General features: G+C 46.4%; 22 protein-coding genes and 1 tRNA gene. 5 read left to right on the forward strand and 18 right to left on the reverse strand.

Annotated elements, in window-relative coordinates:
• Positions 1-10 precede the first annotated feature (10 nt).
• Together DYB02_RS05705 and DYB02_RS05710 are read left to right on the forward strand one after the other, a co-directional pair.
• Entirely contained in the window at positions 11-955 is a 945-nt protein-coding gene (locus DYB02_RS05705; protein WP_005460577.1) for a LysR family transcriptional regulator, read from the forward strand.
• Positions 956-1260: 305 nt separating this feature from the next.
• Positions 1261-2460, forward strand: coding sequence for a NupC/NupG family nucleoside CNT transporter (locus DYB02_RS05710; protein ID WP_029805854.1), 1200 nt, complete (start codon positions 1261-1263; stop codon positions 2458-2460).
• 68 nt (positions 2461-2528) lie between these two features.
• Here the strand turns inward: DYB02_RS05710 and folD are convergent, their stop codons facing one another.
• Positions 2529-3389, reverse strand: a complete 861-nt coding sequence (gene folD, locus DYB02_RS05715; RefSeq protein WP_005460545.1) for a bifunctional methylenetetrahydrofolate dehydrogenase/methenyltetrahydrofolate cyclohydrolase FolD — start codon at positions 3387-3389, stop codon at positions 2529-2531.
• Positions 3390-3592: 203 nt separating this feature from the next.
• Between folD and DYB02_RS05720 the strand changes: the two genes are divergently transcribed.
• Positions 3593-3669 (forward strand) — tRNA-Arg (locus DYB02_RS05720).
• Between the two features lie 166 nt (positions 3670-3835).
• The gene (locus DYB02_RS05725) at positions 3836-5530 is read left to right on the forward strand and encodes a class I SAM-dependent methyltransferase (RefSeq protein WP_029805852.1); all 1695 of its coding nucleotides are present in this window, start codon (positions 3836-3838) and stop codon (positions 5528-5530) included.
• A gap of 96 nt (positions 5531-5626) precedes the next feature.
• Here DYB02_RS05725 and DYB02_RS05730 read toward each other — a convergent pair whose 3' ends face one another.
• From DYB02_RS05730 to DYB02_RS05810, 17 genes are read right to left on the reverse strand one after another with little or no spacing between them, the layout of a single operon-like run.
• Positions 5627-6850: a beta-ketoacyl-ACP synthase gene (locus DYB02_RS05730; protein WP_021452981.1), complete on the reverse strand. Its 1224-nt coding sequence runs from the start codon at positions 6848-6850 to the stop codon at positions 5627-5629.
• Positions 6847-7572, reverse strand: coding sequence for a 3-oxoacyl-ACP reductase FabG (fabG, locus tag DYB02_RS05735; protein ID WP_015296414.1), 726 nt, complete (start codon positions 7570-7572; stop codon positions 6847-6849). The genes DYB02_RS05730 and fabG overlap by 4 nt, the downstream gene beginning before the upstream one ends.
• The gene (locus DYB02_RS05740; protein WP_015296415.1) at positions 7569-8033 is read right to left on the reverse strand and encodes a hotdog family protein; all 465 of its coding nucleotides are present in this window, start codon (positions 8031-8033) and stop codon (positions 7569-7571) included. Before DYB02_RS05740 ends, fabG begins: the two co-directional genes overlap by 4 nt.
• Entirely contained in the window at positions 8026-9213 is a 1188-nt protein-coding gene (locus DYB02_RS05745; RefSeq protein ID WP_029804370.1) for a beta-ketoacyl-[acyl-carrier-protein] synthase family protein, read from the reverse strand. Before DYB02_RS05745 ends, DYB02_RS05740 begins: the two co-directional genes overlap by 8 nt.
• 20 nt (positions 9214-9233) lie before the next feature.
• Entirely contained in the window at positions 9234-9845 is a 612-nt protein-coding gene (locus DYB02_RS05750; RefSeq protein ID WP_029804368.1) for a DUF3261 domain-containing protein, read from the reverse strand.
• Positions 9842-12184, reverse strand: coding sequence for an MMPL family transporter (locus DYB02_RS05755; RefSeq protein WP_029804366.1), 2343 nt, complete (start codon positions 12182-12184; stop codon positions 9842-9844). The genes DYB02_RS05750 and DYB02_RS05755 overlap by 4 nt, the downstream gene beginning before the upstream one ends.
• Positions 12156-12776, reverse strand: coding sequence for a LolA family protein (locus DYB02_RS05760; protein ID WP_029804365.1), 621 nt, complete (start codon positions 12774-12776; stop codon positions 12156-12158). Before DYB02_RS05760 ends, DYB02_RS05755 begins: the two co-directional genes overlap by 29 nt.
• Complete coding sequence (locus DYB02_RS05765; RefSeq protein WP_005460557.1) at positions 12776-13222, reverse strand: acyl-CoA thioesterase; 447 nt, start codon at positions 13220-13222, stop codon at positions 12776-12778. Before DYB02_RS05765 ends, DYB02_RS05760 begins: the two co-directional genes overlap by 1 nt.
• Entirely contained in the window at positions 13222-14775 is a 1554-nt protein-coding gene (locus DYB02_RS05770; RefSeq protein ID WP_029804363.1) for an HAL/PAL/TAL family ammonia-lyase, read from the reverse strand. Before DYB02_RS05770 ends, DYB02_RS05765 begins: the two co-directional genes overlap by 1 nt.
• Positions 14759-16465, reverse strand: coding sequence for a glycosyltransferase family 2 protein (locus DYB02_RS05775; RefSeq protein ID WP_029804362.1), 1707 nt, complete (start codon positions 16463-16465; stop codon positions 14759-14761). The genes DYB02_RS05770 and DYB02_RS05775 overlap by 17 nt, the downstream gene beginning before the upstream one ends.
• Positions 16458-16826 carry an ApeI family dehydratase gene (locus DYB02_RS05780; protein WP_029804361.1) on the reverse strand — a complete coding sequence of 123 codons (369 nt, stop codon included), beginning with the start codon at positions 16824-16826 and terminating at the stop codon, positions 16458-16460. Before DYB02_RS05780 ends, DYB02_RS05775 begins: the two co-directional genes overlap by 8 nt.
• Positions 16827-16836: 10 nt before the next feature.
• Positions 16837-18237, reverse strand: coding sequence for an AMP-binding protein (locus DYB02_RS05785; protein ID WP_029804359.1), 1401 nt, complete (start codon positions 18235-18237; stop codon positions 16837-16839).
• 4 nt (positions 18238-18241) lie between these two features.
• Positions 18242-18802, reverse strand: coding sequence for a COG4648 family protein (locus DYB02_RS05790; RefSeq protein WP_025520452.1), 561 nt, complete (start codon positions 18800-18802; stop codon positions 18242-18244).
• Positions 18802-19059, reverse strand: a complete 258-nt coding sequence (locus DYB02_RS05795; RefSeq protein ID WP_005460583.1) for an acyl carrier protein — start codon at positions 19057-19059, stop codon at positions 18802-18804. The genes DYB02_RS05790 and DYB02_RS05795 overlap by 1 nt, the downstream gene beginning before the upstream one ends.
• A 15-nt stretch (positions 19060-19074) precedes the next feature.
• Positions 19075-19335, reverse strand: coding sequence for a phosphopantetheine-binding protein (locus DYB02_RS05800; protein ID WP_005457487.1), 261 nt, complete (start codon positions 19333-19335; stop codon positions 19075-19077).
• A gap of 13 nt (positions 19336-19348) precedes the next feature.
• Positions 19349-20116 (reverse strand): lysophospholipid acyltransferase family protein, encoded by a 768-nt coding sequence (locus DYB02_RS05805; protein ID WP_025498686.1) that lies wholly within the window; start codon positions 20114-20116, stop codon positions 19349-19351.
• Positions 20113-20841, reverse strand: coding sequence for a beta-ketoacyl synthase chain length factor (locus DYB02_RS05810; RefSeq protein WP_023624124.1), 729 nt, complete (start codon positions 20839-20841; stop codon positions 20113-20115). The genes DYB02_RS05805 and DYB02_RS05810 overlap by 4 nt, the downstream gene beginning before the upstream one ends.
• Positions 20842-20917: 76 nt before the next feature.
• Between DYB02_RS05810 and DYB02_RS05815 the strand changes: the two genes are divergently transcribed.
• Positions 20918-21316: a lipoprotein gene (locus DYB02_RS05815; RefSeq protein ID WP_005460588.1), complete on the forward strand. Its 399-nt coding sequence runs from the start codon at positions 20918-20920 to the stop codon at positions 21314-21316.
• Positions 21317-21331 lie beyond the last annotated feature (15 nt).

Consider the following 21331-nt stretch of genomic DNA (forward strand, 5'->3'; position numbering starts at 1 on the left):
GAGGTACTGCGTGTTATCTGAACGTGCTGCGCAAATGGTGATCTTTTCTGCATTGATCAAACATAAAAACTTTACTGCGGCGGCGAAAAGCCTTGGAGTGTCAGTATCTCACGTCAGCAAACAGCTTAGTCAGTTAGAGGAATCTCTTGGTATCAAGCTTGTTCAACGCACCACGCGTAGTTTTACGCCTACCGAAGCGGGAAAAACGTTTTATCATCATTGTGAACAAGTGGTGCAGGCGGTGAGTAGTGCGACGTTAGAAATGGAAAGCCAAAGGGATGAAGTGGCTGGGCTGGTTCGCCTCGGGTTATCTCAATCATTTGGAACGCTGCACATCATTCCTGCGATTCAAGAGCTGCGTGAGTTGTATCCACAGCTTCAAGTGGAAGTGCATTTGTTTGACTACAAGGTCGATATGCTGGCGGAAGGGCTCGATCTGTGGGTAACAAACAATGAGCACCTACCAGAGGGCTACATTGCGCAGCGTTTGACGGACTGCCAGTTTGTGGTGGCAGCATCGCCGGATTATTTGCTTAAGTATGATACTCCGACTGAGCCGAACGACTTGTCTTTGCACAACTGCTTGATCTATCGCAGTTGGGAGCGTGATTACACAGGATGGGCATTTACCAAGGGACAACAAGAGCTAAACGTCAAAGTCTCCGGCAACTACTCTGTCGATTTAGCAGAAGCTGTCCGCGACGCCGCGATTGCTGGATGGGGGATTGCGTATCTCGCTACGTATTTGCTTGGTGATGAGTTCAGAACGGGTAAGTTGATTCAACTATTGCCAGACTGGAAAGCGAGCCAGTCGATGCCATTTTATGCGGTGTACCCGAGTCGTCAGCACATGCCGAAAAAAATATCAGCCGTTATCAACTTTATTAAACAGAAAATTGGCAACCCGTGTCACTGGGATCAGCGCCTCGCACCTTACATCTCTATTCCCAAGTAGATTCATTAATAACGTTCAAGAGGTGTTTCTAGTCGATTTTCTCTAAGCAAAACATTTTTCGACTATTCAGTGGTTGTATAAGGTGATTTGTCTCACAAAATTTTTCCAAATCTAGAAACATCTTTTCCATATAGAAACAATAAAAACAAGCAAACGTTTATCTATAGCAAATTCAATTAGTTATTTGTGTGGTTAATTATTGTTCGCTTGAACTTTTCACACTGTTAACATCCTCAACTTGCGCCATTTTGAGTCCGCTATACAATCCGGTGCCTTCCATATCCCCCTTCTATCGGATTCATTTTATGAACTCAATTATTGGTATCGTAGCCATACTATTCGTAGCATGGCTACTTTCTACAAATAGAAAAAATATAAAGCTGAGAACAGTGGCGTTTGCGTTTGCTTTACAGGTGCTGTTTGCATTGTTGGTTTTATATGTACCAGCAGGACGAGATGCGCTGAATTCAGTAAGCAGCGTCGTGTCGAATTTGATCAACTACGGTCAAGAAGGCATCGTGTTTTTATTCGGTAATTTGGCGACAGGGGGCTTCACCTTTGCGATCAATGTACTGGGTATCATCGTTTTCTTCTCCTCTCTTATCTCCGGTCTTTATCACATTGGTGTGATGCCAAAAGTTATCAACTTCATTGGTGGTGGTATTCAAAAGCTTCTTGGCATTGGTCGTGCTGAGTCTTTGTCTGCAACAGCAAACATTTTTGTCGGCACTATCGAAGCGCCACTTATGGTGAAACCCTACCTAAAACACATGACTGATTCGCAGTTCTTTGCGGTAATGACAGGTGGTTTGGCGTCAGTAGCTGGTGGTACGTTGGTAGGTTATGCCTCGTTGGGTGTCGATCTTAACTACCTTATCGCTGCTGCCTTTATGTCTGCGCCCGCAGGCTTGTTGATGGCGAAAATTCTCATGCCAGAAGATGTGAACAAAGCACCAGATATCGACATTAGCCAAGTGGAAATTCCACGCGCAACTAACGTGGTTGAAGCGTTAGCCGATGGCGCAATGGCGGGTGTTCGCATCGCTGTGTCTGTAGGTGGTACGTTGTTAGCGTTCATCAGCGTAATCGCGTTGCTGAACGGCATGCTAGGTTGGGTTGGAGACCTTATTGGTACGCCACTAAGCTTTGAGCTTATCTTAGGCTACGTATTTGCACCTGTCGCATGGTTGTTAGGTGTGCCATGGGAAGAGGCGATTACGGCGGGCTCGCTTATCGGTAACAAGATCGTGGTGAACGAGTTTGTTGCTTTCATCCAACTAGCAGAAGTGAAGTCTCAGCTAAGTGCTCACTCTCAAGCTATCGTGACTTTCGCACTGTGTGGTTTTGCAAACATCTCTAGTATGGCAATGCTGATCGGCGGATTGGGTTCTTTGGTACCAGAGAAGCGTGCATTTGTTTCTAAGCATGGTTTCCGCGCGATTATTGCCGGCGTTATGGCGAACTTGATGAGTGCTTCTATTGCGGGTGTGATTTTAAGTCTGTAATTGAAATAGATATCTAAAATTAGCAAAAAGGCTCCTTGCGGAGCCTTTTTCGTACCTCAAGATTGATGTTATTGTTCAGTATGGAACTGCTCGCAAGCCAACATCGTGTTCTCAATCAAGCTTGCTACGGTCATTGGGCCAACACCACCAGGAACCGGAGTAATGAAGCTCGCGCTTTCGCGTGCTTTGTCGTATTCCACATCGCCCACTAGCTTGCCTGAATCAAGACGGTTAATGCCTACATCGACAACCACTGCGCCTTTTTTAATCCACTCGCCAGGGATGAAGTTTGGCTTACCTACCGCGACCACAACAACGTCAGCTTGACGTACGTGGCTTTCTAGATCTTTGGTAAAGCGGTGGCATGTCGTTGTTGTACAACCAGCAAGCAGCAGCTCAAGTGTCATTGGACGACCAACAATGTTTGATGCGCCAACCACAACCGCATGTTTACCACGAAGCTCGATGTTGTAACGGTCGAGTAGGGTAATGATGCCTTTAGGCGTACAAGAGCGAAGCTTAGGAATACGTTGCGCAAGACGACCAACGTTGTAAGGGTGGAAGCCATCCACGTCTTTTTCTGGATGAATACGCTCTAGAACGTGTGTGGTATCAATACCAGCAGGAAGTGGCAACTGAACTAAAATGCCGTCAATTTCGTTGTCGTTGTTCAACTCATCAATAAGAGCAAGCAGCTCCTCTTCAGATGTTGAAGCCGGAAGGTCAAACGACTTGGATACAAAGCCAACTTCTTCACAAGCGCGGCGTTTGCTGCCCACGTAAACTTGAGATGCTGGGTCTTCACCAACCAGAACAACTGCTAGGCCAGGAGCGCGTAAACCTGCTGCGACGCGAGCTTTAACACGTGCTGCAACTTCGGATCGAACAGTTTGGGAAATGAGAGTTCCGTCTATATTTTGAGCAGTCATGACTTTCCTTATAAATTAAGAAGGCAAATTATCTGCGGCGCATTGTCGCAGAAATTCTAATTAACATCCATACGCAAACGTTTGCCTTGTGGTGTTTTTGAACATTAAGCGTTTGGATGGGCTTTTTTTAGGCATTCAGATCAGAATGTTATGAAAACCCGTTGATTTACCCGTTTGAACTCGTATAATCCTGTCCCTGTAGCGCGCCCTTAGCTCAGCTGGATAGAGCACGTCCCTTCTAAGGATGTGGTCATAGGTTCGAATCCTATAGGGCGTGCCATTTATTCTAAAAAGCCCCGATAACTCTTTGAGTTTTCGGGGCTTTTGCGTTTTAGAACATTCGATATTAATCACTACGTCACCTACAACTTTTGACTGAGATTATAGCTATTGCAATCTCTAGCAATTAACATGAGCTCATATTAGTTGCTTTCCTGTTTATCTTTATGCCTGCCATGTCTAGATTTTATGAACAACACGCAGATTGTTTAGCGGAGCAATACACTTCGCTCAAGTTTGAGGATGTCCACGCGAGCTGGAGAGCTTTCTGGCCTCAAGCCAGAGATCGCGTCTTAGATGTTGGGGCTGGCTCTGGTCGAGACGCTAAATGGATGGCTGAACATGGATGTGAAGTTATTGCGATTGAGCCTGCTCAAGCGCTTCTGAGATTTGGTAAGTCTTACTGTGGTGATTCAGTTACTTGGCTTGAAGATGGGTTACCTAAGCTTGAAAAAGTCATTAATCTTGGCTTTCGCTTCGATTTAATTCTTGTCAGTGCGGTATGGATGCATCTTGCGCCTACGCACCGTGAACGCGCATTTCGCAAACTTGCGAATTTGCTAGCGCCCAATGGTCGATTGGTGATTAGCCTTCGTCACGGTGACTTTTCTGACGGCCGTAAAGCTTATCCGGTATCGGTTGAAGAGCTTGAAAAGTTTGCAAAGAATAGCGCGTTAATGGTGAGAAAGGTATCTCTCGATGATGACCAGTTACAGCGAACAGGTGTATCTTGGCAAACTGTAGTTATGTCTTTGCCTGATGATGGTTCTGGTGATCTGAATAAGGTTCGTCACATTATCGTGAATGATTCCAAATCGGCTACCTATAAACTCGCACTACTGCGTACTTTACTACGAATTGCAGATGCTCATTCTGGTGCAGTGGTTGATCGTAGCGACGGTAAAGTTGCCATCCCATTAGGATTAGTCGGCTTATATTGGATTCGTCAATTTAAGCGTTTAATCGATAAAGAGAACATCCAGCAGAACTCGAACTCGTCTAAAGGACTAGGATTTATCAAGCCGGAAGGTTGGGGAAGGCTTTCCCATTTAAGCCCTGATGATCTTGCTGTAGGCGCGACATTTTTTGGCGAAGACGCAGTGGCGCTGGATAAAGCAATAAAAGATAGCTTAAAAACCTTAAAAGATGGCCCCGTCGCCTTTACCTATCAGGGCGATAAATCAAACCCTTATTTTGAAATGATTCGTTCAGCTAAAAAGCCTAATAAAGGCCCAATTGTTGTGGATAGTGAGTTTCTCGAAAGCTATGGGCTGTTTGTGTTGGATGAAAGCCTTTGGGATTGTTTTCGATTGTATAACTCTTGGATTGAGCCGCTAGTGGTCAACCAGTGGATTATGGAAATGCAACGATTTCGGTCTAATCAAGAGCGGGGTATTCCACTGCAAACGTATCACGATTGTTTGGTCTGGATTGATAAAGACCATGATACGCGAGTGGTGCGAAAGAGAATTGAACAGTTGAAGCTCAGCCACTCCGACATTGTCAGTGTATGGAGTGGAAGCAAATTACGAAATGAGTATCACGTTGATCACTGTTTGCCTTTTGCTTATTGGCCTAACAATGATAAGTGGAACTTGCTACCAACTTCTAAGGCTGAAAACCTGAACAAACGTGATCGTATTCCTGCTAGCTATCGATTAAACGCATCTAAGCCGCGAATTTTGGATTGGTGGCAGCTAGCTTGGGGAGAGACGGATAGTTTGAGTCGGACATTTTTTACCGAGGCTTCATTGTCGCTACCTAATGTGCCAGCATCTTGCCAAGATTTTGAGCATGTCTTTGAAGCGATGGGATTACAAATTCGTGGTGTTAAAAGTCGCCTGTGTATCGCGGAATGGTAATATCTCGTTTGCTATTACCTCGTGATAAATGAAGTTTGATTGGTAACTAACAAAAAAAGCGCTGGTTAACCAGCGCTTTTGCATTTACTAAGGGCATTACATCTTTTTAAAGATTATGGAGGTGTTGATGCCGCCAAAGGCGAAGTTGTTACTCATCAAATATTTCACGTCCAGCTCTCGGCCTTGTCCGGCAATGTAGTCTAAATCGCCACATTGCTCGTCGAGGTTTTCTAGGTTGAGCGTTGGGTTGAACCAACCCGTGTGCATCATTTCTAAACCTAGCCACGCTTCAATCGCGCCACACGCGCCTAGTGTGTGGCCAAAGTAACTCTTGAGTGAGCTGATTGGCACTTTGCCCAGAGCATTCGCTGTTGCGTTGCTTTCTGCAATATCACCGCGGTCGGTGGCAGTGCCGTGAGCAGATACATAGTCGATCTTCTCAGCAGGAATGCCCGCGTTTTGCAAAGCCATTTCCATACAGATTTGCATGGTTTCCATCTGTGGTTGAGTGACGTGTGCGGCATCACAGTTGCTGGCAAAACCGATGATTTCTGCATAGATTTTCGCGCCACGAGCGACGGCGTGTTCGTACTCTTCCAGAACCAGCGTTCCCGCACCTTCACCAATCACCAAACCATCGCGATCGGAGTCATAAGGTCTTGGTGTGCTTTTCGGGTCTTCATTCTTCAGACTGGTGGCAAAAAGGGTATCGAAGACAGCGGATTCCGTTGGGCACAATTCTTCAGCGCCACCAGCAACCATGACCGTTTGGTAGCCGTGTTTGATCGCTTCGTAGGCGTAGCCGATTGCTTGGCTGCCGGAGGTACATGCACTACTGGTTGGGATCACTCGGCCTTTCAAACCGAAAAATAGACCAACGTTCACTGCCGTGGTATGCGGCATCATCTGCACGTAAGTCGTTGCGGTGATCGCTTTCGTGGTTTTCTCATTCAGCATGACGCCAAATGCGCCGATTGCGTCAGTACTGCCTGTTGATGAGCCGTATGCGATACCCGTTTGGCCATTGGTGAGTACGTCGTTACCAATCAAACCTGCTTGGCTCAGTGCGTTTTCTGTTGCGACGGTCGCCAATTTAGAAACACGCCCCATGCCGCGTACTTGCTTGCGCTTGTAGTGCTTTGGCAGTTCAAAATCTAAAATTGGTGCCGCGAGCTTGGTGTTCAAACCATCATACTGTTCGTAAGAAGGCATGTATTGCGTCGCGTTCTGGCAGTCACGCAGTTTTGGCTCGACAGATTGCCAATCGTTACCAAACGCAGTCACGCCCGACATTCCGGTTACAACGACTCGACGGTTCATACTAGGCCTCCGTTTACCGAAATGACTTGGCGAGTTACATAGCCTGCGATGTCAGACATAAGGTAACTGACTAAACCAGCGACTTCTTCTGGTTCTCCCATGCGGCGCAAAGGAATTTGCGGCATCGCGTGTTCTTTTACGTGTTCGTCTACCATGCCTGTGTCGATAAGTCCCGGTGCAACGCAGTTAACGGTGATTTTGCGTTTTGCCAGTTCAAGTGCGAGTGATTTTGTTGCACCAATTACGCCCGCTTTTGCTGCGCTGTAGTTGGTTTGACCACGGTTACCCATCAGGCCAGATACTGATGCAAGGGTAACAATTCGACCACCTTTACGCTTTTGCACCATTGGCATAACACAAGGGTGAAGAACGTTGTAGAAGCTATCTAGGTTGGTATGAATCACGCCATCCCATTCTTCTTCGGTCATCGCAGGGAAAGCGGTATCTTTTGTGATGCCAGCGTTGTTCACGACGCCATAGTAAGCGCCGTGTTCGGCGATATCGGCTTCTAGTTTCTCTCGGCAATCTGCGCGGTCACTGATGTCGAATTGGATAAGACGACCGTTACCCCCATGCTGTTCGATGGTGTCTAGGGTATCTTGCGCGCCTTGTTGATCGCCCATGTAATGGACAATGATTTGGAAACCATCTTTGGCTAATTGAACGGCAATGGCTTTACCGATGCCTTTGCTGGCACCTGTAACGAGGACTTGTCGGGTCATTGTTGACTCCTGATTTTCATTTCTTGTAATTTTTCTTCTGATGGAACGTAAACGTTCAATTGGCAAGTCGCTACAACAGTTCCTTGTAGCTCAATACGGGCAGAAAATACCGCCATACCGTTATCTTCCATGACTTTTTCGGCATATACATCGAGCATTTGTCCGCGAGAAAACGCATCGCATTCAGACGTGTATCGACGGCTACCAAGCAAAAAGCCAATTGGTGGCGCTTGTTCTTTCATTAATGCGTGGTAACCAGACCACGCCGCGACCGATTGCGCCATAAACTCAATGCCAACGTAAGCTGGCACGGTGTGTGATGCCGAGTCGAAGAACGGGTTGTGTTCTGCGATATCAACCTGGCAGTGAATCGTATCTTGTTGAACATCTATAGCACGATCAACCAAAATCATTGGTTTGTCGTGTGGCAAAAGTTGTTCGATGGGAGGAAGTTTAGTCATGAGCGTAACCAAAAATAAGACTAATATTGTTGCCACCAAAAGCAAAAGAGTTACTGAGAATCGCTTTGTTGCCAAGTTTGGTTGGCGTCTTAACTAACGATATATGGATATCGTCTGCCTTGGTTTCGCAGTGTTGCATTGGCAAGTCAAGGTTGTACTTGAGAATATGCCAAGCGATAGCGGCTTCCGTTGCACTTGCTGCACCTAATGTGTGTCCGGTAAGTGGCTTTGTAGAGCTCACAGGGACGGAGTCACCAAAGCAGCGGTGAATGGCTTTACTTTCCATCGCATCGTTTAACGGCGTTGCTGTGCCATGCGCGTTGATGTAACCAATGTCTTGTGCTGTTAGTCCTGCATTGGCCAACGCTTTTTTCATCGCTTCTTCTGCGCCTAACCCTTCTGGATGTGGTGCGGAAATGTGGTGCGCGTCTGAGCTATCGCCAGCTCCGAGAAGGGCAACAGGCGCGGGTGTTTTGCTTAGCAACATTAATGCTGCGGCTTCGCCGATATTGATGCCGTTGCGATGTTGGTCAAATGGTTTGCAAAGAGTATCGGATAGGGCTTCTAAACCGTTAAAACCGTTTAGCGTTAGGCGACAAATGGTATCCACGCCACCCACAATGACGGCATCAACAATGCCCGAGTGAATCAGGCGTTGCGCGGTTAAAAAGACACGACCACTAGAAGAACAGGCGGTTGAAACTGAGTAATGTGGGCCGCTCAAATCAAAGTAGGCGGCAATAAAATCGCTGCAGTTGCCAAGCTCTTGTTTGGTGTAATGGTAGTCGGCAGGAAACTCGCCGTTTGCCAGTTTCTCTCCAAACGCGATTTCGCCATCTGAAATGCCAGATGTGCTGGTGCCGATCACGACCGCGATACGGTCACGGCCATATTCAGCAATGGCGTTATGCACGTCACTTTCGATTTGCTGCAAAGCTGAAAGTGCGAGGCGGTTGTTTCTCGTATCAAACCGGCTGAAAGCTGGTGGTAATTGCGGTAACGGCTGTGCAATTCGACCGATTACTGTTTGTCGGCCTGAATTCAAAATGTCTTGGTCAACCACCATGTTGGATGGTTTCGCTCCCGATAAACACTGGTGGATGATGGCGTCATCTTGTCCCATTGCGGAGTGGAAACCACAGGTCTGAATATACAAAGGTTGAGGAGAGCGATTAGGCATATTGTTGTTCTAAATTGTTCTTAATTAATCTGATGTTGCAGTGTCTGAATAGAAATTGAAAACTGATGCTTGAGGTGGTGAAAATCAATCTTACCCTCTAATTTGTTAGAAGAACTGTATTGAATCTCAATGATCTTTTCACCGTCGCTATCAAAGATGGCGCGAGAATTATTTTTATCAATCATTTGCCACCTTACCTCATTTAACGATCCTTCCCAAGCGGAACTCGGCCAGAGCGTGATCATCAGGTTAAATAATACCTGTTCTGGCTGCGGTAGCGTACCTTGCAAACCGTTGAGTACTTCGGTTTGGATTTGTTCTCCATCGTAAGACAACGAGAGCACTCGCGTCCCCCAAGATGAGAAGCCTGCCAGTACCACTTCGTTGTTGGTTACTTGCAGTTGTACCGGAAGTTGCTCAGATGTGGGTTTGCCATCAATTACCCAAGAGGCCGTAATCAATTGGCTGGCCGTCAACTGATAGCCCAAGCTGGTTGGAGTCGGTAAGTTAACTTGGGTGTTCTCAGCAATATCGACTTGAGGTGTCGATTGGTGAGGTACCAAGCTGCATGCACTTAAAAACAGACTCAGTGCGATTAACGTTGCGCAGCGAAAAGCATGGCTAAAAATCATGACGTCGTTTCCTCTGTTTTAATTGCAATCGGAGAGAGCAACCAAGCGACAAAAATACCACTTAACACCGTAATGCCGAAACTGTGAATCGCGTGAGTTTGGCTTAGTGACAGCAACCCAAATGACAGCACAGTGGTTATTGCCGAAAGGGTGATCGCCAATAGTGTGCTCACGCTGCGGGCTTTCTCGGCAAAGAACAGAGTGTAATCGATTCCGATACCAAGAATGAGCACCAAGCCAAGCAAGTTGAACAGGTTTAATGTTGTTCCCATCGCGACAGCAGTTGCCAGACCGCACGCACAAGCAATCAATGATGGCAGTAAAACTCGCCAACTGTGTTGCAGACCGTACCGCTTGATTAACACCAGAAAGATCACAGTACTGGCGGCTGCCAACAGCTCCATGATTTTGATTCGGTATTCACCAAATAGGGCGGAAATTTCTTCTGCTTTGTTTAGGTAGACAACGTCAGGCTGCGATTTGGCAAAAGACTTAACAACGGCGGAGTCTTGCAATTGGTTTAACACCACTACCGTTGCCGATTTTCCTTTAATTTTACCCAAATGGAGAAAACGCACAGGCGCTGATACTGGGTTTTGCAAGTACTGATCAACCGTGACAGGGATAAAATCGGCGTCCATTTTCGGCTTTTTATTTAAGCGCAGTCCGGATGCGAGTGGGCTGGATTGTGTCGCGTAAAGATCGCGAATCAATTGATAGTCTTGTTGCTGACGCTCCACTGAGCTCAAGTAGCGACTCAGACTCTGGTAGCTTTCGATGGTGCTGTCCGCTTTCCACGCTTCTAATGTTGGCGTTAAAGACTCCAGCTTTTTCATTAGGTTTTCGTCATCGTCGGCGGTAACGACCAACATTTGCTGCGAAGATTGCATGCCACTGAGCGTCGTAATCAAGGTTTCTTGCTGCTTGAGATCGTTCGGCATCGTTTGCAGCAGACGAATGTCGTCATCGTAGTTCAATTGCAGCAAGAAAAAACCACTCGCAACCACACATAACATCGGTAATCCGACTTTAATTCGAGGTTGATTCCAAAGTGTTAACCATTTCGCCAACAATGATTGTCCCGGTAAAGTCGAAATGGTGCGCGATGGGTTACGAGCCAGTATCGGATACCAAGCCACCACGGTGATGTAAGCGGCAATCAGACCAATGGATGAAAACAGCGCAAGCTGCTGCAAACCAGGAAACGGCGCCACTAACATGCCCAAATAGCCGATCAAACTGGTGATTAAGCCAAGTGTGATCGCTATGAAAATATGCTTTAACCCTTGCTCGCTATCCCATTCATTTCCCGCCGCAAGGCGTTCGGTTAGGTAGTGGAATGCGTAGTCGATAGACACGCCGATTAAACTTGCGCCAAACACTAAGCTGAACAGATGGACTTTTCCAAAAATCCACGTCGTAACGGACAACGCAACGAGCAAACCAATGGTGATGGAAAGCAGTGCCAGAGACAGTGGCATCACACTACGAAAGACCAACACGAACAATGCAATGATACCGAGCAGAGAGAACACACCGATGGTACTGATCTCCGATTTGGCACTTTGCGTACCAAAGTCGGCGTAAAATAGAACGCCAGTATGTGCGACTTCAGCGCCATATTTCTGAGCGACGCTTTGTTCTAGCGCTTGAATATCAGGGACTGCAAGCTGCCCAGTTAGGCTATAAGGCGAGTCTTTTAGCTCAGCAGTAATAAGCAAGTATTGAGCACCGTCTTTTTCGACGGACAGATAGCCGTTATCCAACCGGAAAGAGGAAGATTGCTGGGTAACTTGGCTTAAATAATCACGAAATAACAAGAAAGGGTCATTTTGTAACTCTTGCCCGGTCACTCCAGAAAACGGGTTGTACAGAGACTGAATTACATGCTGCACTTGCTGCTCTGGATTTTTGCTTAAACGCTCTCGTTGTTCAGGCGTCAGCAATTGGAAACGGTGCTTAAAGTAGTAACTCGCCCAAGCTTGCTGTTCTTGAGGTGAGATTTTTCCTACCACATCGCGAAAATGATTACTTTGGCGTAACTCCTTATCAAATTCAGCGGCCGCTGCAAAAAGGGCATTTTTGTCCGGCGCTGTGATCACGAAAATGACTTTGTCGCTCATACTTGCCGAGACCGACTCAAAGGCTTGCTCAGCCACCGGGTTTTGTTGGTTCTTCGGCAGCAGTTTTAAAATGTTGGTCTCAATCGGAGATTCTGCACTCCAAACCCATTGTTTGAGTAGCAACGCGCCCGCTAAAACAACGAGATTGAGCCAAACCAGAGCAAAGGTATGAGTGCCGAGACTGAGTTTAGAAACGGAATTGAGCGTCTTCGGCATCCGTGAGTTCCTGAGGTAGAGAGGTCTGGTTCGTAAACGTGATTTCGGTCTTATCGCCACGCAGCTCTTGTAGGGTTAGGCGATCAATGTGCGTTTTACCGGAAAGGGTGATGGCTTTAAACACCGCATTTAATGGCGACTGTTTTGGCACTAAAACGAGCTGCCATTGATTGTTCTCAACTGAAAAATTGAGTGTGAATTGTTCTTGCAGTGCAGAAGTATCCCCGTGGAACACGGATAAAAACACATGGCTAAAGTAGAACGCCATTGGGTTTTCTTGTGCAGAGATCGTTTTCGGTGCTTGGTCGGCAAAAGTCTGACGAAGTTTGTTTTCCGTCAATACCAAATTGACTGCGAAAGGTTCAGTTTGTTGCCACAACAAGCCATGTGTTTTGCTCAGTGTGAACTGACCTTTAGAGGTTAAAGGTTGACTAAACATTTCCAGATGACGCTGCTGCGTAAAATCTCCGCGTACGATTTCATGCTGAGACAACTGCTGTTGAAGCGATGCCAAATCCGTTACGTTTGCAGTCGGTGTGGCCAGTGCTGGAACAGAAAATATCAACAAAAAAGAGAGTAACCACTTTTGCATTAGTTCAGGCTCCCATGGTTGTGCCATCGCTCTACTTTATCTAAAAAGACTGCTGGAGAAACAAAGCACATCTCTTGCTTTTCAATGGATACGGCGACTTGCGTTGTATGCGCTTTGCACATACGTTGATTCGTTTCGGCGTCGTAAATCACGTAATCCACACGTAAGCGGTTTTCCCACTCCGTGAGTTGCGCGGTAATACGAATGGTGTGATTAAACGGAATCGCCTTCACGTATTTAACGCGCGTGTCGATGATCGGCCACATGTACCCAGAGTCTTGCATATCGCGATAGCTGTATTGGATCTTCTCCATCAGCACACGACGCGCTTCTTCAAAATATCGAAAGAAGTTGCCGTGATAAATCACGCCCATCGGGTCAGCATCTTGGAATGAGGTGACCATAGTCACCTCCGCTTCTAATGGGTAGAGAACCTGCTCTTGCATTATACCTCCACGTAGAGTGGCCAATGACGTTGCTGAATGCGTTCAATGAAATGACGCAAATCTTGTTCTAACGGGCGATCTTCAATCACAAACTTAAACTCGCTCAGTACGGCGTCACGAATTACTCGCAAACTCTGACTCATGTGGTGTTCGTCCAATTCGTTATGACGGCGACGAATCTCAACCGCTTGAACGCTTGCTAGGAGTGAAGCCGCAGCAACTTGCTCTGTTAACTCAAGTACGCGTAGGCAATCACGAGCCGCAATGGTGCCCATGCTCACTTTGTCTTGGTTGTGACATTCGGTTGAGCGAGAAAAAACGCTCGCTGGCATGGTGTTTTTCAACGCTTCTGCCGTCCAAGCTGAGATACCAATCTGAACCGCTTTAAAGCCGTGGTTGATCGGTTTACGTTCGCCTTCTGCACCGGTTAAGTTAAACGGCAGGCCGTTATTGAACTTGTAATCCATCAGTTGCGCCATCTGACGGTCCAGCAAATCAGCTAAGTTGGCAATGTTCACTTTCAACGTATCCATCGCCATTGCGATATGACCACCGTAGAAGTGACCGCCGTGCAGAACGCGCTCGTTGTCACCATCGATAATTGGATTGTCGTTGGCACTATTTAGTTCATTCTCAATCAATTGACGTAGCCAAGGCAGGGAGTCTTGCACCATGCCAATCACGTGTGGCGCACAACGCAGTGAGTAACGATCTTGCAGTCGGTCGCTATTGCGTGGCGGACGTTCAGCATTGAGATCATCACGCAGCCAAGCCGCAACTTGCTGTTGACCAGGGTGAGGTTTTACCGCAAACAACGCTTCATCAAAGTGGAAGTCATTACCTTGCATACCCACAGAGACCATCGCGGTAATCTTGGTGCAAAGCTGCGCTAGGTATTCTGCGCGTTTGTAGGCAAGACAGGCGAGGGCAGTCATCACGGATGTACCGTTCATTAACGCCAAACCTTCTTTTGGTTTTAGGCGAATTGGCTCAATGTCCAGCTCTGCAAACACTTCTTGTGTTGGTCGCACATCGCCTTTGTAAAGCACTTCACGCTCGCCAATTAAGGTCGCCGCTAGGTAAGACAGAGGCGTTAAATCGCCACTTGCGCCCACCGAGCCCTCTTGTGGAATACGCGGCGCAATGTCGTGGTTGATAAGCGTAACGATTTGGTTCAACAGATCGTGAGACACGCCAGATACGCCTTGCGACAATGAACATAAACGGGTTGCCAACACCGCGCGAGCTTGCTCATGAGAAAGGATTTGACCTAAGCCACAGCCATGGAAGCGCGTAAGGTGCAACGGAAGTTCATCCACAAGAGCGGGTGGAATCGCCACAGTACATGAATCGCCGTAACCCGTAGTCACGCCGTAAATAACGCCTTCTTCTTTCAGTAATCGTTCCAGAAACGCCACGCCACGATCAATTTTCGCGGTAAATTCTGGCGAGGTGTTCATGTTTGCCTTTGCACCTTGAGCAATGGCAACGACATCTTCGATGGTTAAAGATTGGGCACCAAAAGTGATGTTGTGATTATTGTTGTTTGTCATGTGGCTGATTACTTAAAGTCCAGAAGTTAAAAAAGTTGTACCACTGTAACGGCGCTTGCAGTGTGTGGTGTTCTAATCTGTGTGCGTACTGTTGAACAACGTGTTCTAGTGCCTGCTGACGCTCCTTGCGCGGTAGCGTGATTTGGTCACTAAAGTGTTCAAAGTACACATTAAAATGCGGAGTGTTTGCTTCATCGTCGCGTAGGCCGAAGAGTAGATAAACCGGCGCTTTTAATACCGAGGCCAGCATGAATGGGCCTTGCGGGAATGGCGCGGGTTTACCAAGAAAATCTGCCCAAACGACACGATTTTCTTTGCTGGTAGAAGTGCGATCGCCAACGATCACCACCCATTCGCCGTGCTCGATTTTTTGTTGAAGCAGAATCGCGGTGTCTGGTCCCATTGAGCTGACTTGAATCAGATTCAGTTCCGAATTTGGGTTTACCGCCTTCATTACCGCATTAAATTGTTCAGCGTGTTGGGTAAATACCAAGGCATTGATTTTGACATGAGAGTGTCGACGACCAAGCGCGCGGCAGAGTTCGATATTGCCAAGGTGCGAGCCTAAAATGAGCACGCCTTGTTTTTTCTGCGCCATCTCTTCGAAATGATGCTGGCCGTGAATGGTTAGGTTGTCGACGTTAAAGTCACCTTGCCATGCTGCCAGTTTGTCGAGCATGGTTCGCCCAAAAGAAAGCAGATGATGATAGCTGTCCAACTGTTTTGGTAGTGTGATGTTCTGCTGCGCTGCGTAGCGCTGCAAGTTTTGCAGGTAAATCTCAGACGCTTCGCGGGCTGATTTACCCGTGAAGTGGTAGTAGCGCATGACTAGCTTTAAAATCAGGTCGAACGCTTTTCTGCCGAACAAGCGGTAAACCGCGAGCAAGGTTTTGATGCCTAAAATCGTGCCTTGTTCTTTTCGTTTCGACCAGTGGGCATTGCTGTCGTCTGTGTGACGGCGCTTTCTGGCGAGTAGCGAAGGAATGCGCGGCAACATGCCAAAAAATAGGCGAGTGTGCATCCAGCTTATCTTGACGTTATCCCACAATGCGTCGAAGTGGGAAATGCCACCTTCAGGGTAGATCACGCGCGTTGGAACAAAATCAATATCGACGCCTTCCCAGTACATTCGCACCAGAATTTCGATATCAAAATCCATGCGTTTGCCGATGTTGTACTTGTTCAACACGGCGACCGTTTTCGCCACTGGGTAGGCGCGGAAGCCGCACATGCTGTCTTTGATAGACAGTGACAAGGTTTCTATCCACACCCAAACGTGCGTAGCGTAGCGACCATACAGACGGGCTTTAGGTACGCTCTCGTCATATATTGGTTGGCCAGAAATCAGGTTATCTGGTTTTGTTTCGCTGGCGCTGAGCAATTTTGGTAGTGCTTCTAGGTCGTGTTGACCGTCTGCGTCGATTTGAATGGTGTGCGTAAAACCAAGCTGGTGAGCTTGATGTAGGCCAGCCATCACCGCGCCACCTTTGCCTTGGTTTTCACTCAGACTAATCAGTTTTATCAGCCCTTGCTCACTCAACGCTGAAAGTGCTTGTTTAGTGTCTTCATTGCTGCCGTCGTCCACGACAAGCACTGGCAAATCGAAAGAGGATAACGACGCAACCACGTCTGCAATTGTGCTGCCGTGGTTGTAGCAAGGAATTAAAAAGCAGGGACGGTAATCACTCACGTGACTCACCCAGTTTCATTTTGCCTGAAGAGTGAGTCACCAAGGTTTCACCGTTTTTCGATGTGTACTTAAAGGTCAATTTCTCGCGCTCACTGTCCCAAGAGAGTGCGAGACAAACGTCGGCGTTTGGCAGAATCGGCTCTTGAAATTTGATGACTTCCATTCCTTTAAATACCTTGGGAGTATTCAAATGTTGAACGGCGTAGAACAACGCCCAGTCAATTTGAGTGACGCCGGGTAAAAGAGGAAAGTGACTGAAATGACCTTGGAAATCTAAGATGTCAGCATCCACACGCAGCGATAGCTCCGCGGTGTGGTCGCTCACTTCAATATTCTGAATAGTTGGTTTTCTTTTTTCCATGTTACTAGCTTTATTGGAATAGTTTTTCAATTTCAGCAACTTGGCGTTTGCCTTGGCTGTTCAATGGAATTTCGTCGACCACTCTGAATTTTCTCGGGATAGCGATCGGCTCTAGCCAATTGCGCAGAGCCTTGCGAAGCTCAAGCCAAAATTTGCCTTTACCAAGTTCATTAAGCACATCGCTGCCTTTATCGTTAAGTACGATGATCGAGACTAACGTGAGGCGACCAGATTCTTCCATTGGGATCACCACGCTTTCTTGAACCCACGGCAATTGCTCTAAACGTTTTTCCACTTCGACAAGGGAAATACGCTTTTCTTCGACTTTGACGATTCGGTCAGTGCGTCCACGCAATTCAAAAGAAATACTATCATGGAAATAGCATTCATCCGCAGTTTGGTACCAAGTGTTTTCATCAATGTGTGGCGAGCGGAGCTTTAAACAATGTTCATGGTTAAGCTCGGCTTCAACACCAGGGAATAACGTCCAAGGAGTGCAGGCTACGTGCTGCTGACGGTAAGCGATGCCGCCGGTTTCTGTGCTGCCAAAAACTTCAATAGGAAGTGACCCAAACAACAGCTGGCTGTGTTGCGCGGCTTGGTTTGGCAGGGGGCCACCAGAAGAAAATACGCACCGAATCGCAACCGGATTATGCTCTTCACTGAGTCGTTTTAGTAACGCAGGGCTGCTTACTAGCATGGTGTCAACATCGGCGTGATGGACAATTTGCTCAGGGAATTCGAGGTTGCGTGCTGAAAATGGACGTGCAGAATACAAAGGCCACAATACGCGAAACAGCAAGCCGTAAATGTGTTGATGAGAGACGGTGCTTTCAACGCGTGTGTTGGCAACCGTGTCGCCCCACAGGTTGTCTAGAATAGCAACTTCGATATCGAGCTGTTTCAGCGTTTTTGCAATGGCTTTTGGTTTGCCGCTTGAACCAGAAGTGAATAGCGTTACCGGTATTTCCGCCAGGTTCAATTCACGCCAAAAATAAGGTTGTTTGGCCTCTGGCTCGTTAATCAAGGTGATGCCTACCAATGATTGAGCTTTTACTAGGAGTGAACTCACCTGTTCTGGAACAGAGACATCGGCATCATGCAACAATAAATCGTAATGCTCGCTGAGTTCTTTGAGTGCTTCTGGTTGGTAGTTACCAGGCAATACAATGGATTTTCCTGCGTGACAACAAGCAAAAAAACCAACGGCAAATAGGTAGCTGTTGCCAAAACACAACGCAATGTTTTGCGTTGGCTGGCTTTCTAACTGCTGAGCAAGCGTTGCGACGTGCTTCTGGAAATCACCCCAAGTGATAACTGTGTCGCGATCGTAAGAGACAGGGGATTGCTCATACCTCTTTGTGCTGAACAAGGTCGCCAGTGAGGTAAAGCTCGAATACGTTGTATTCATACGATTAGTGTTCCTTTCGAACAAATTGACGCACGATCCATTCTCCGGCGAACAAGCTACCAGCAAGTAAGTAGCTAATCAGACCGTTATACAGCGTCCATATTTTTACTGGCAGGAAACAGGTATAGAGGGCAAAAACGGCATTCAGTACAAAAAAAACGCACCAAACCATCGTTACTTTGCGAGTGTAAGCAACGCCGCTTGGCGGTAGTTCTGGTTCTTGTAAACGCGCGAGCCTTTCAATGATCGATTGAGGCTGTTTGAGACTAAATGCGAACACGCACAACATGCATACGTTCACAACCACAGGGTAAAACTTAAGCCACCCGTGTTGTTTAAACACCATGCCAAGCGCAACAAGAAGAATACCGACAGCGCCCGTGGTGAGCGCTAGGAATTTAAACTCTTTAAGTGGGGTCTTATTTGCGACGAATAAACGCAAAAGCAACGCAGCAATTAACAAGCCCCCAACTAAGTTCAAGCCAAATTTATCTATACCGAAGTAAACGGCGAAGGGGTAGGCAAACAGTACAATTGCAGACAGACCAGTCAGCAATTGGCGCATTAACTTTCCTTCAATAGCTCAGTGACTGCGTTAACGACATCGTCAACGGTTCTTACTGTACTAAATTCAGCAGGTTTGATTTTTTTACCAGTGACATTCTGTAGGTGCACGACCAAATCAACCGCGTCAATGCTATCTAGATCGAGATCTTGATATAAGTGCGCGTCAGGTTGGATGTCGTCTGCGTCGATTTCGAACAGCTCAACAAGCGCATCTTTAACTTGTTCAAATACTTGATCTTTATTTACATCAGTCATGAATATACCTACAACTTATTCATTAGTTTGAGAAGAAACGTATTTCGCTAGGTTTGCTACAGAAGCAAAGTGTTCGCGCGTATTTGAGTCGTCAGCATCGATGACGATGTTGTATTGCTTTTTAATTGCTAATCCAAGCTCAAGTGCGTCGATAGAGTCTAAGCCAAGTCCATCACCAAAAAGTGGCGCATCCGTTTCAATATCGTCTACGGTTAAATCTTCAAGGTTCAAAGCATTAATAATAAGTTGCTTAATATCGTTGTGTAACTGTTCCACTGGGACCTGCTTATCAATAAAAGTTTTCTGGAAAAATGTTGTCAGCCAAGTGCTGTTGTAAGCGTCGAGCCGCTATCGTTGGTGACGTAGTTTGCTTTATAAAGGGCTCAATCTCAACTTTATCCTTAACTTCAATTTTGAAAAAGGGCTTTGTTGTGGGCACCTGATACCATTTTTTCTCTTTTGTGAGAAAGCTCGGTGTCACCGTAATATGTACGACTCTTAAATCTCGTTCTGTTCTTACCGCAATTTGTGCCGCGCCACGTTGCAACTTAGGTTTTACGCCTGGTGTTGTTCTTGTGCCTTCAGGAAATATAAGCAACACGTTGCCTTTATTAAATCGTTCTTCACAAAGTGCTAATAAATCATCTGGCGCTTCGTTTGGAATATATCCGGCCGCTTTTACAATATGCTTCATAAAAGGATTCGACCAAATTGCGGACTTTACTAAACAATCACAGCGATTTAATTGTGAGGCGATTAAAACGTAATCAATTAAACTCGGATGATTGGCAACAATTAAACAATTTCGATCTTGTTGAAGAAGGTCTGCGCCAATAATTTCATAATCAATCGCCCCGCTGAACTTCATTAATTTACAGAATGTGTTGAAAGAATATTGAATCGCGCCTTGAACTTTATATTCACGTTCAGTTTGGTCAGAGACAAAAATACGAATAGTTGGAATCACGATAAAGCTCAGCGCTAAACCACCCAAACCAAATACCGAAAAACAGAAACCCGTGGCGAGCACACGCCAATACTGATTTAAGCGATTCATTGTTTGCGCCATTCCCAAGATTGCTGTGGGGCATGGATGGTCCACTGAGTTTTGTCTGACAAGTAGTGCTGCAAAAACGCTAAGCCTTGTGGCAAAAGGTGGCCTTGTGTTTCTACGCTGTGGCTGCTGCGCAACGTAAAATCATCACCGTTTGATAGCACCAAACCTAAGCCAAAGCCCGGATATTGCTGCTGTTCAAATTCGGTGTAGGAGTCAGGTAAAGGTTCATCAAAGTCGACAAGCAGAACTTTCTTATCTGGATTGTCTGCTAAAAATAGCCACGCTTCTAATATCGCGCTTTGGAATGTATTTTCCGATGCCGCAATCGAAGTGAGAGGGATTGGCTGCTTGGTTGCGATGGTCGCTAAACCTGCCGCGGTATTGTGCACTGATTGAGAGAACGCCATTGGAGAGGCTTCTTCGCCACTGATGATGTCTGCAACCAGCGCGACACTGCGATGCAGTTCGCCATGACGGCTAGAAAACACCAGATAATCGACCTGATGTTGCTTTAATAATTCGATGGCCGTTTGCACAGCAAGTTTACTTAATGGACTCATTCTTCTGCGCATCATTGCAGGAATATCCGCCACATTTACTTTGCCATCTTGTGGCCAATTTCCGCTTGCAGCCCATTCTTTCCATTCATCAGGTTGAGATAAACCTAGTGAATTCGCTGTCCACGCATCAATATTGAACGAAATTTTGATCTTCGAGTTTGGCATATTTGGTTAAATTGTTTATTTTACAGCTCGATACAATTTGGGCTTCACCCGAATTCATAATAAAAAGGAAATTCTTATGTCGCGCTTTAAGCTGTACATCTCATTATTATTAACTTTGCTTCTTGTCGGTTGTGGACGTGTACAACCTGTATTGAGTGTGGAGGATACTCCAGTTGCGTATGATCTTCAAAATAAACAAGTAAAAATGGCGATTGTGCAATCCGCAACTAACCGTGGTTGGACGATTGAAGAAGTTAGTCCGGGTGTATTAATTGCGAAAATTCACGTTCGTACACACTCTGCTGAAGTAAAAATTCCATACAACAACAAGTATTATTCAATTATTTATCTCAACTCAGTAAATCTCAAAGCAAGTGATGGCAAAATTCACCGCAATTACAATCGTTGGGTAAACAATTTAAATGTTGATATTCAGCGAGCACTTGCGTTGTTGGGCACTCAGTCTCAGCAATAAAAATTATTAAATGCA

The sequence above is a fragment of the Vibrio parahaemolyticus genome, assembly GCF_900460535.1.
GTDB lineage: Bacteria > Pseudomonadota > Gammaproteobacteria > Enterobacterales > Vibrionaceae > Vibrio > Vibrio parahaemolyticus.

Coding starts and splice junctions, on each gene's coding strand:
- DYB02_RS05750 (WP_029804368.1), bottom strand. CDS start 9,845: ATGATTTTTAGCCATGCTTTTCGCTGCGCAACGTTAATCGCACTGAGT.
- DYB02_RS05795 (WP_005460583.1), bottom strand. CDS start 19,059: ATGACTGATGTAAATAAAGATCAAGTATTTGAACAAGTTAAAGATGCG.
- DYB02_RS05710 (WP_029805854.1), top strand. CDS start 1,261: ATGAACTCAATTATTGGTATCGTAGCCATACTATTCGTAGCATGGCTA.
- DYB02_RS05815 (WP_005460588.1), top strand. CDS start 20,918: ATGTCGCGCTTTAAGCTGTACATCTCATTATTATTAACTTTGCTTCTT.
- DYB02_RS05730 (WP_021452981.1), bottom strand. CDS start 6,850: ATGAACCGTCGAGTCGTTGTAACCGGAATGTCGGGCGTGACTGCGTTT.
- DYB02_RS05765 (WP_005460557.1), bottom strand. CDS start 13,222: ATGCAAGAGCAGGTTCTCTACCCATTAGAAGCGGAGGTGACTATGGTC.
- DYB02_RS05755 (WP_029804366.1), bottom strand. CDS start 12,184: ATGCCGAAGACGCTCAATTCCGTTTCTAAACTCAGTCTCGGCACTCAT.
- DYB02_RS05725 (WP_029805852.1), top strand. CDS start 3,836: ATGCCTGCCATGTCTAGATTTTATGAACAACACGCAGATTGTTTAGCG.
- DYB02_RS05760 (WP_029804365.1), bottom strand. CDS start 12,776: ATGCAAAAGTGGTTACTCTCTTTTTTGTTGATATTTTCTGTTCCAGCA.
- DYB02_RS05810 (WP_023624124.1), bottom strand. CDS start 20,841: ATGCCAAACTCGAAGATCAAAATTTCGTTCAATATTGATGCGTGGACA.
- DYB02_RS05805 (WP_025498686.1), bottom strand. CDS start 20,116: ATGAATCGCTTAAATCAGTATTGGCGTGTGCTCGCCACGGGTTTCTGT.
- DYB02_RS05770 (WP_029804363.1), bottom strand. CDS start 14,775: ATGACAAACAACAATAATCACAACATCACTTTTGGTGCCCAATCTTTA.
- DYB02_RS05745 (WP_029804370.1), bottom strand. CDS start 9,213: ATGCCTAATCGCTCTCCTCAACCTTTGTATATTCAGACCTGTGGTTTC.
- DYB02_RS05740 (WP_015296415.1), bottom strand. CDS start 8,033: ATGACTAAACTTCCTCCCATCGAACAACTTTTGCCACACGACAAACCA.
- fabG (WP_015296414.1), bottom strand. CDS start 7,572: ATGACCCGACAAGTCCTCGTTACAGGTGCCAGCAAAGGCATCGGTAAA.
- DYB02_RS05790 (WP_025520452.1), bottom strand. CDS start 18,802: ATGCGCCAATTGCTGACTGGTCTGTCTGCAATTGTACTGTTTGCCTAC.
- DYB02_RS05785 (WP_029804359.1), bottom strand. CDS start 18,237: ATGAATACAACGTATTCGAGCTTTACCTCACTGGCGACCTTGTTCAGC.
- DYB02_RS05780 (WP_029804361.1), bottom strand. CDS start 16,826: ATGGAAAAAAGAAAACCAACTATTCAGAATATTGAAGTGAGCGACCAC.
- folD (WP_005460545.1), bottom strand. CDS start 3,389: ATGACTGCTCAAAATATAGACGGAACTCTCATTTCCCAAACTGTTCGA.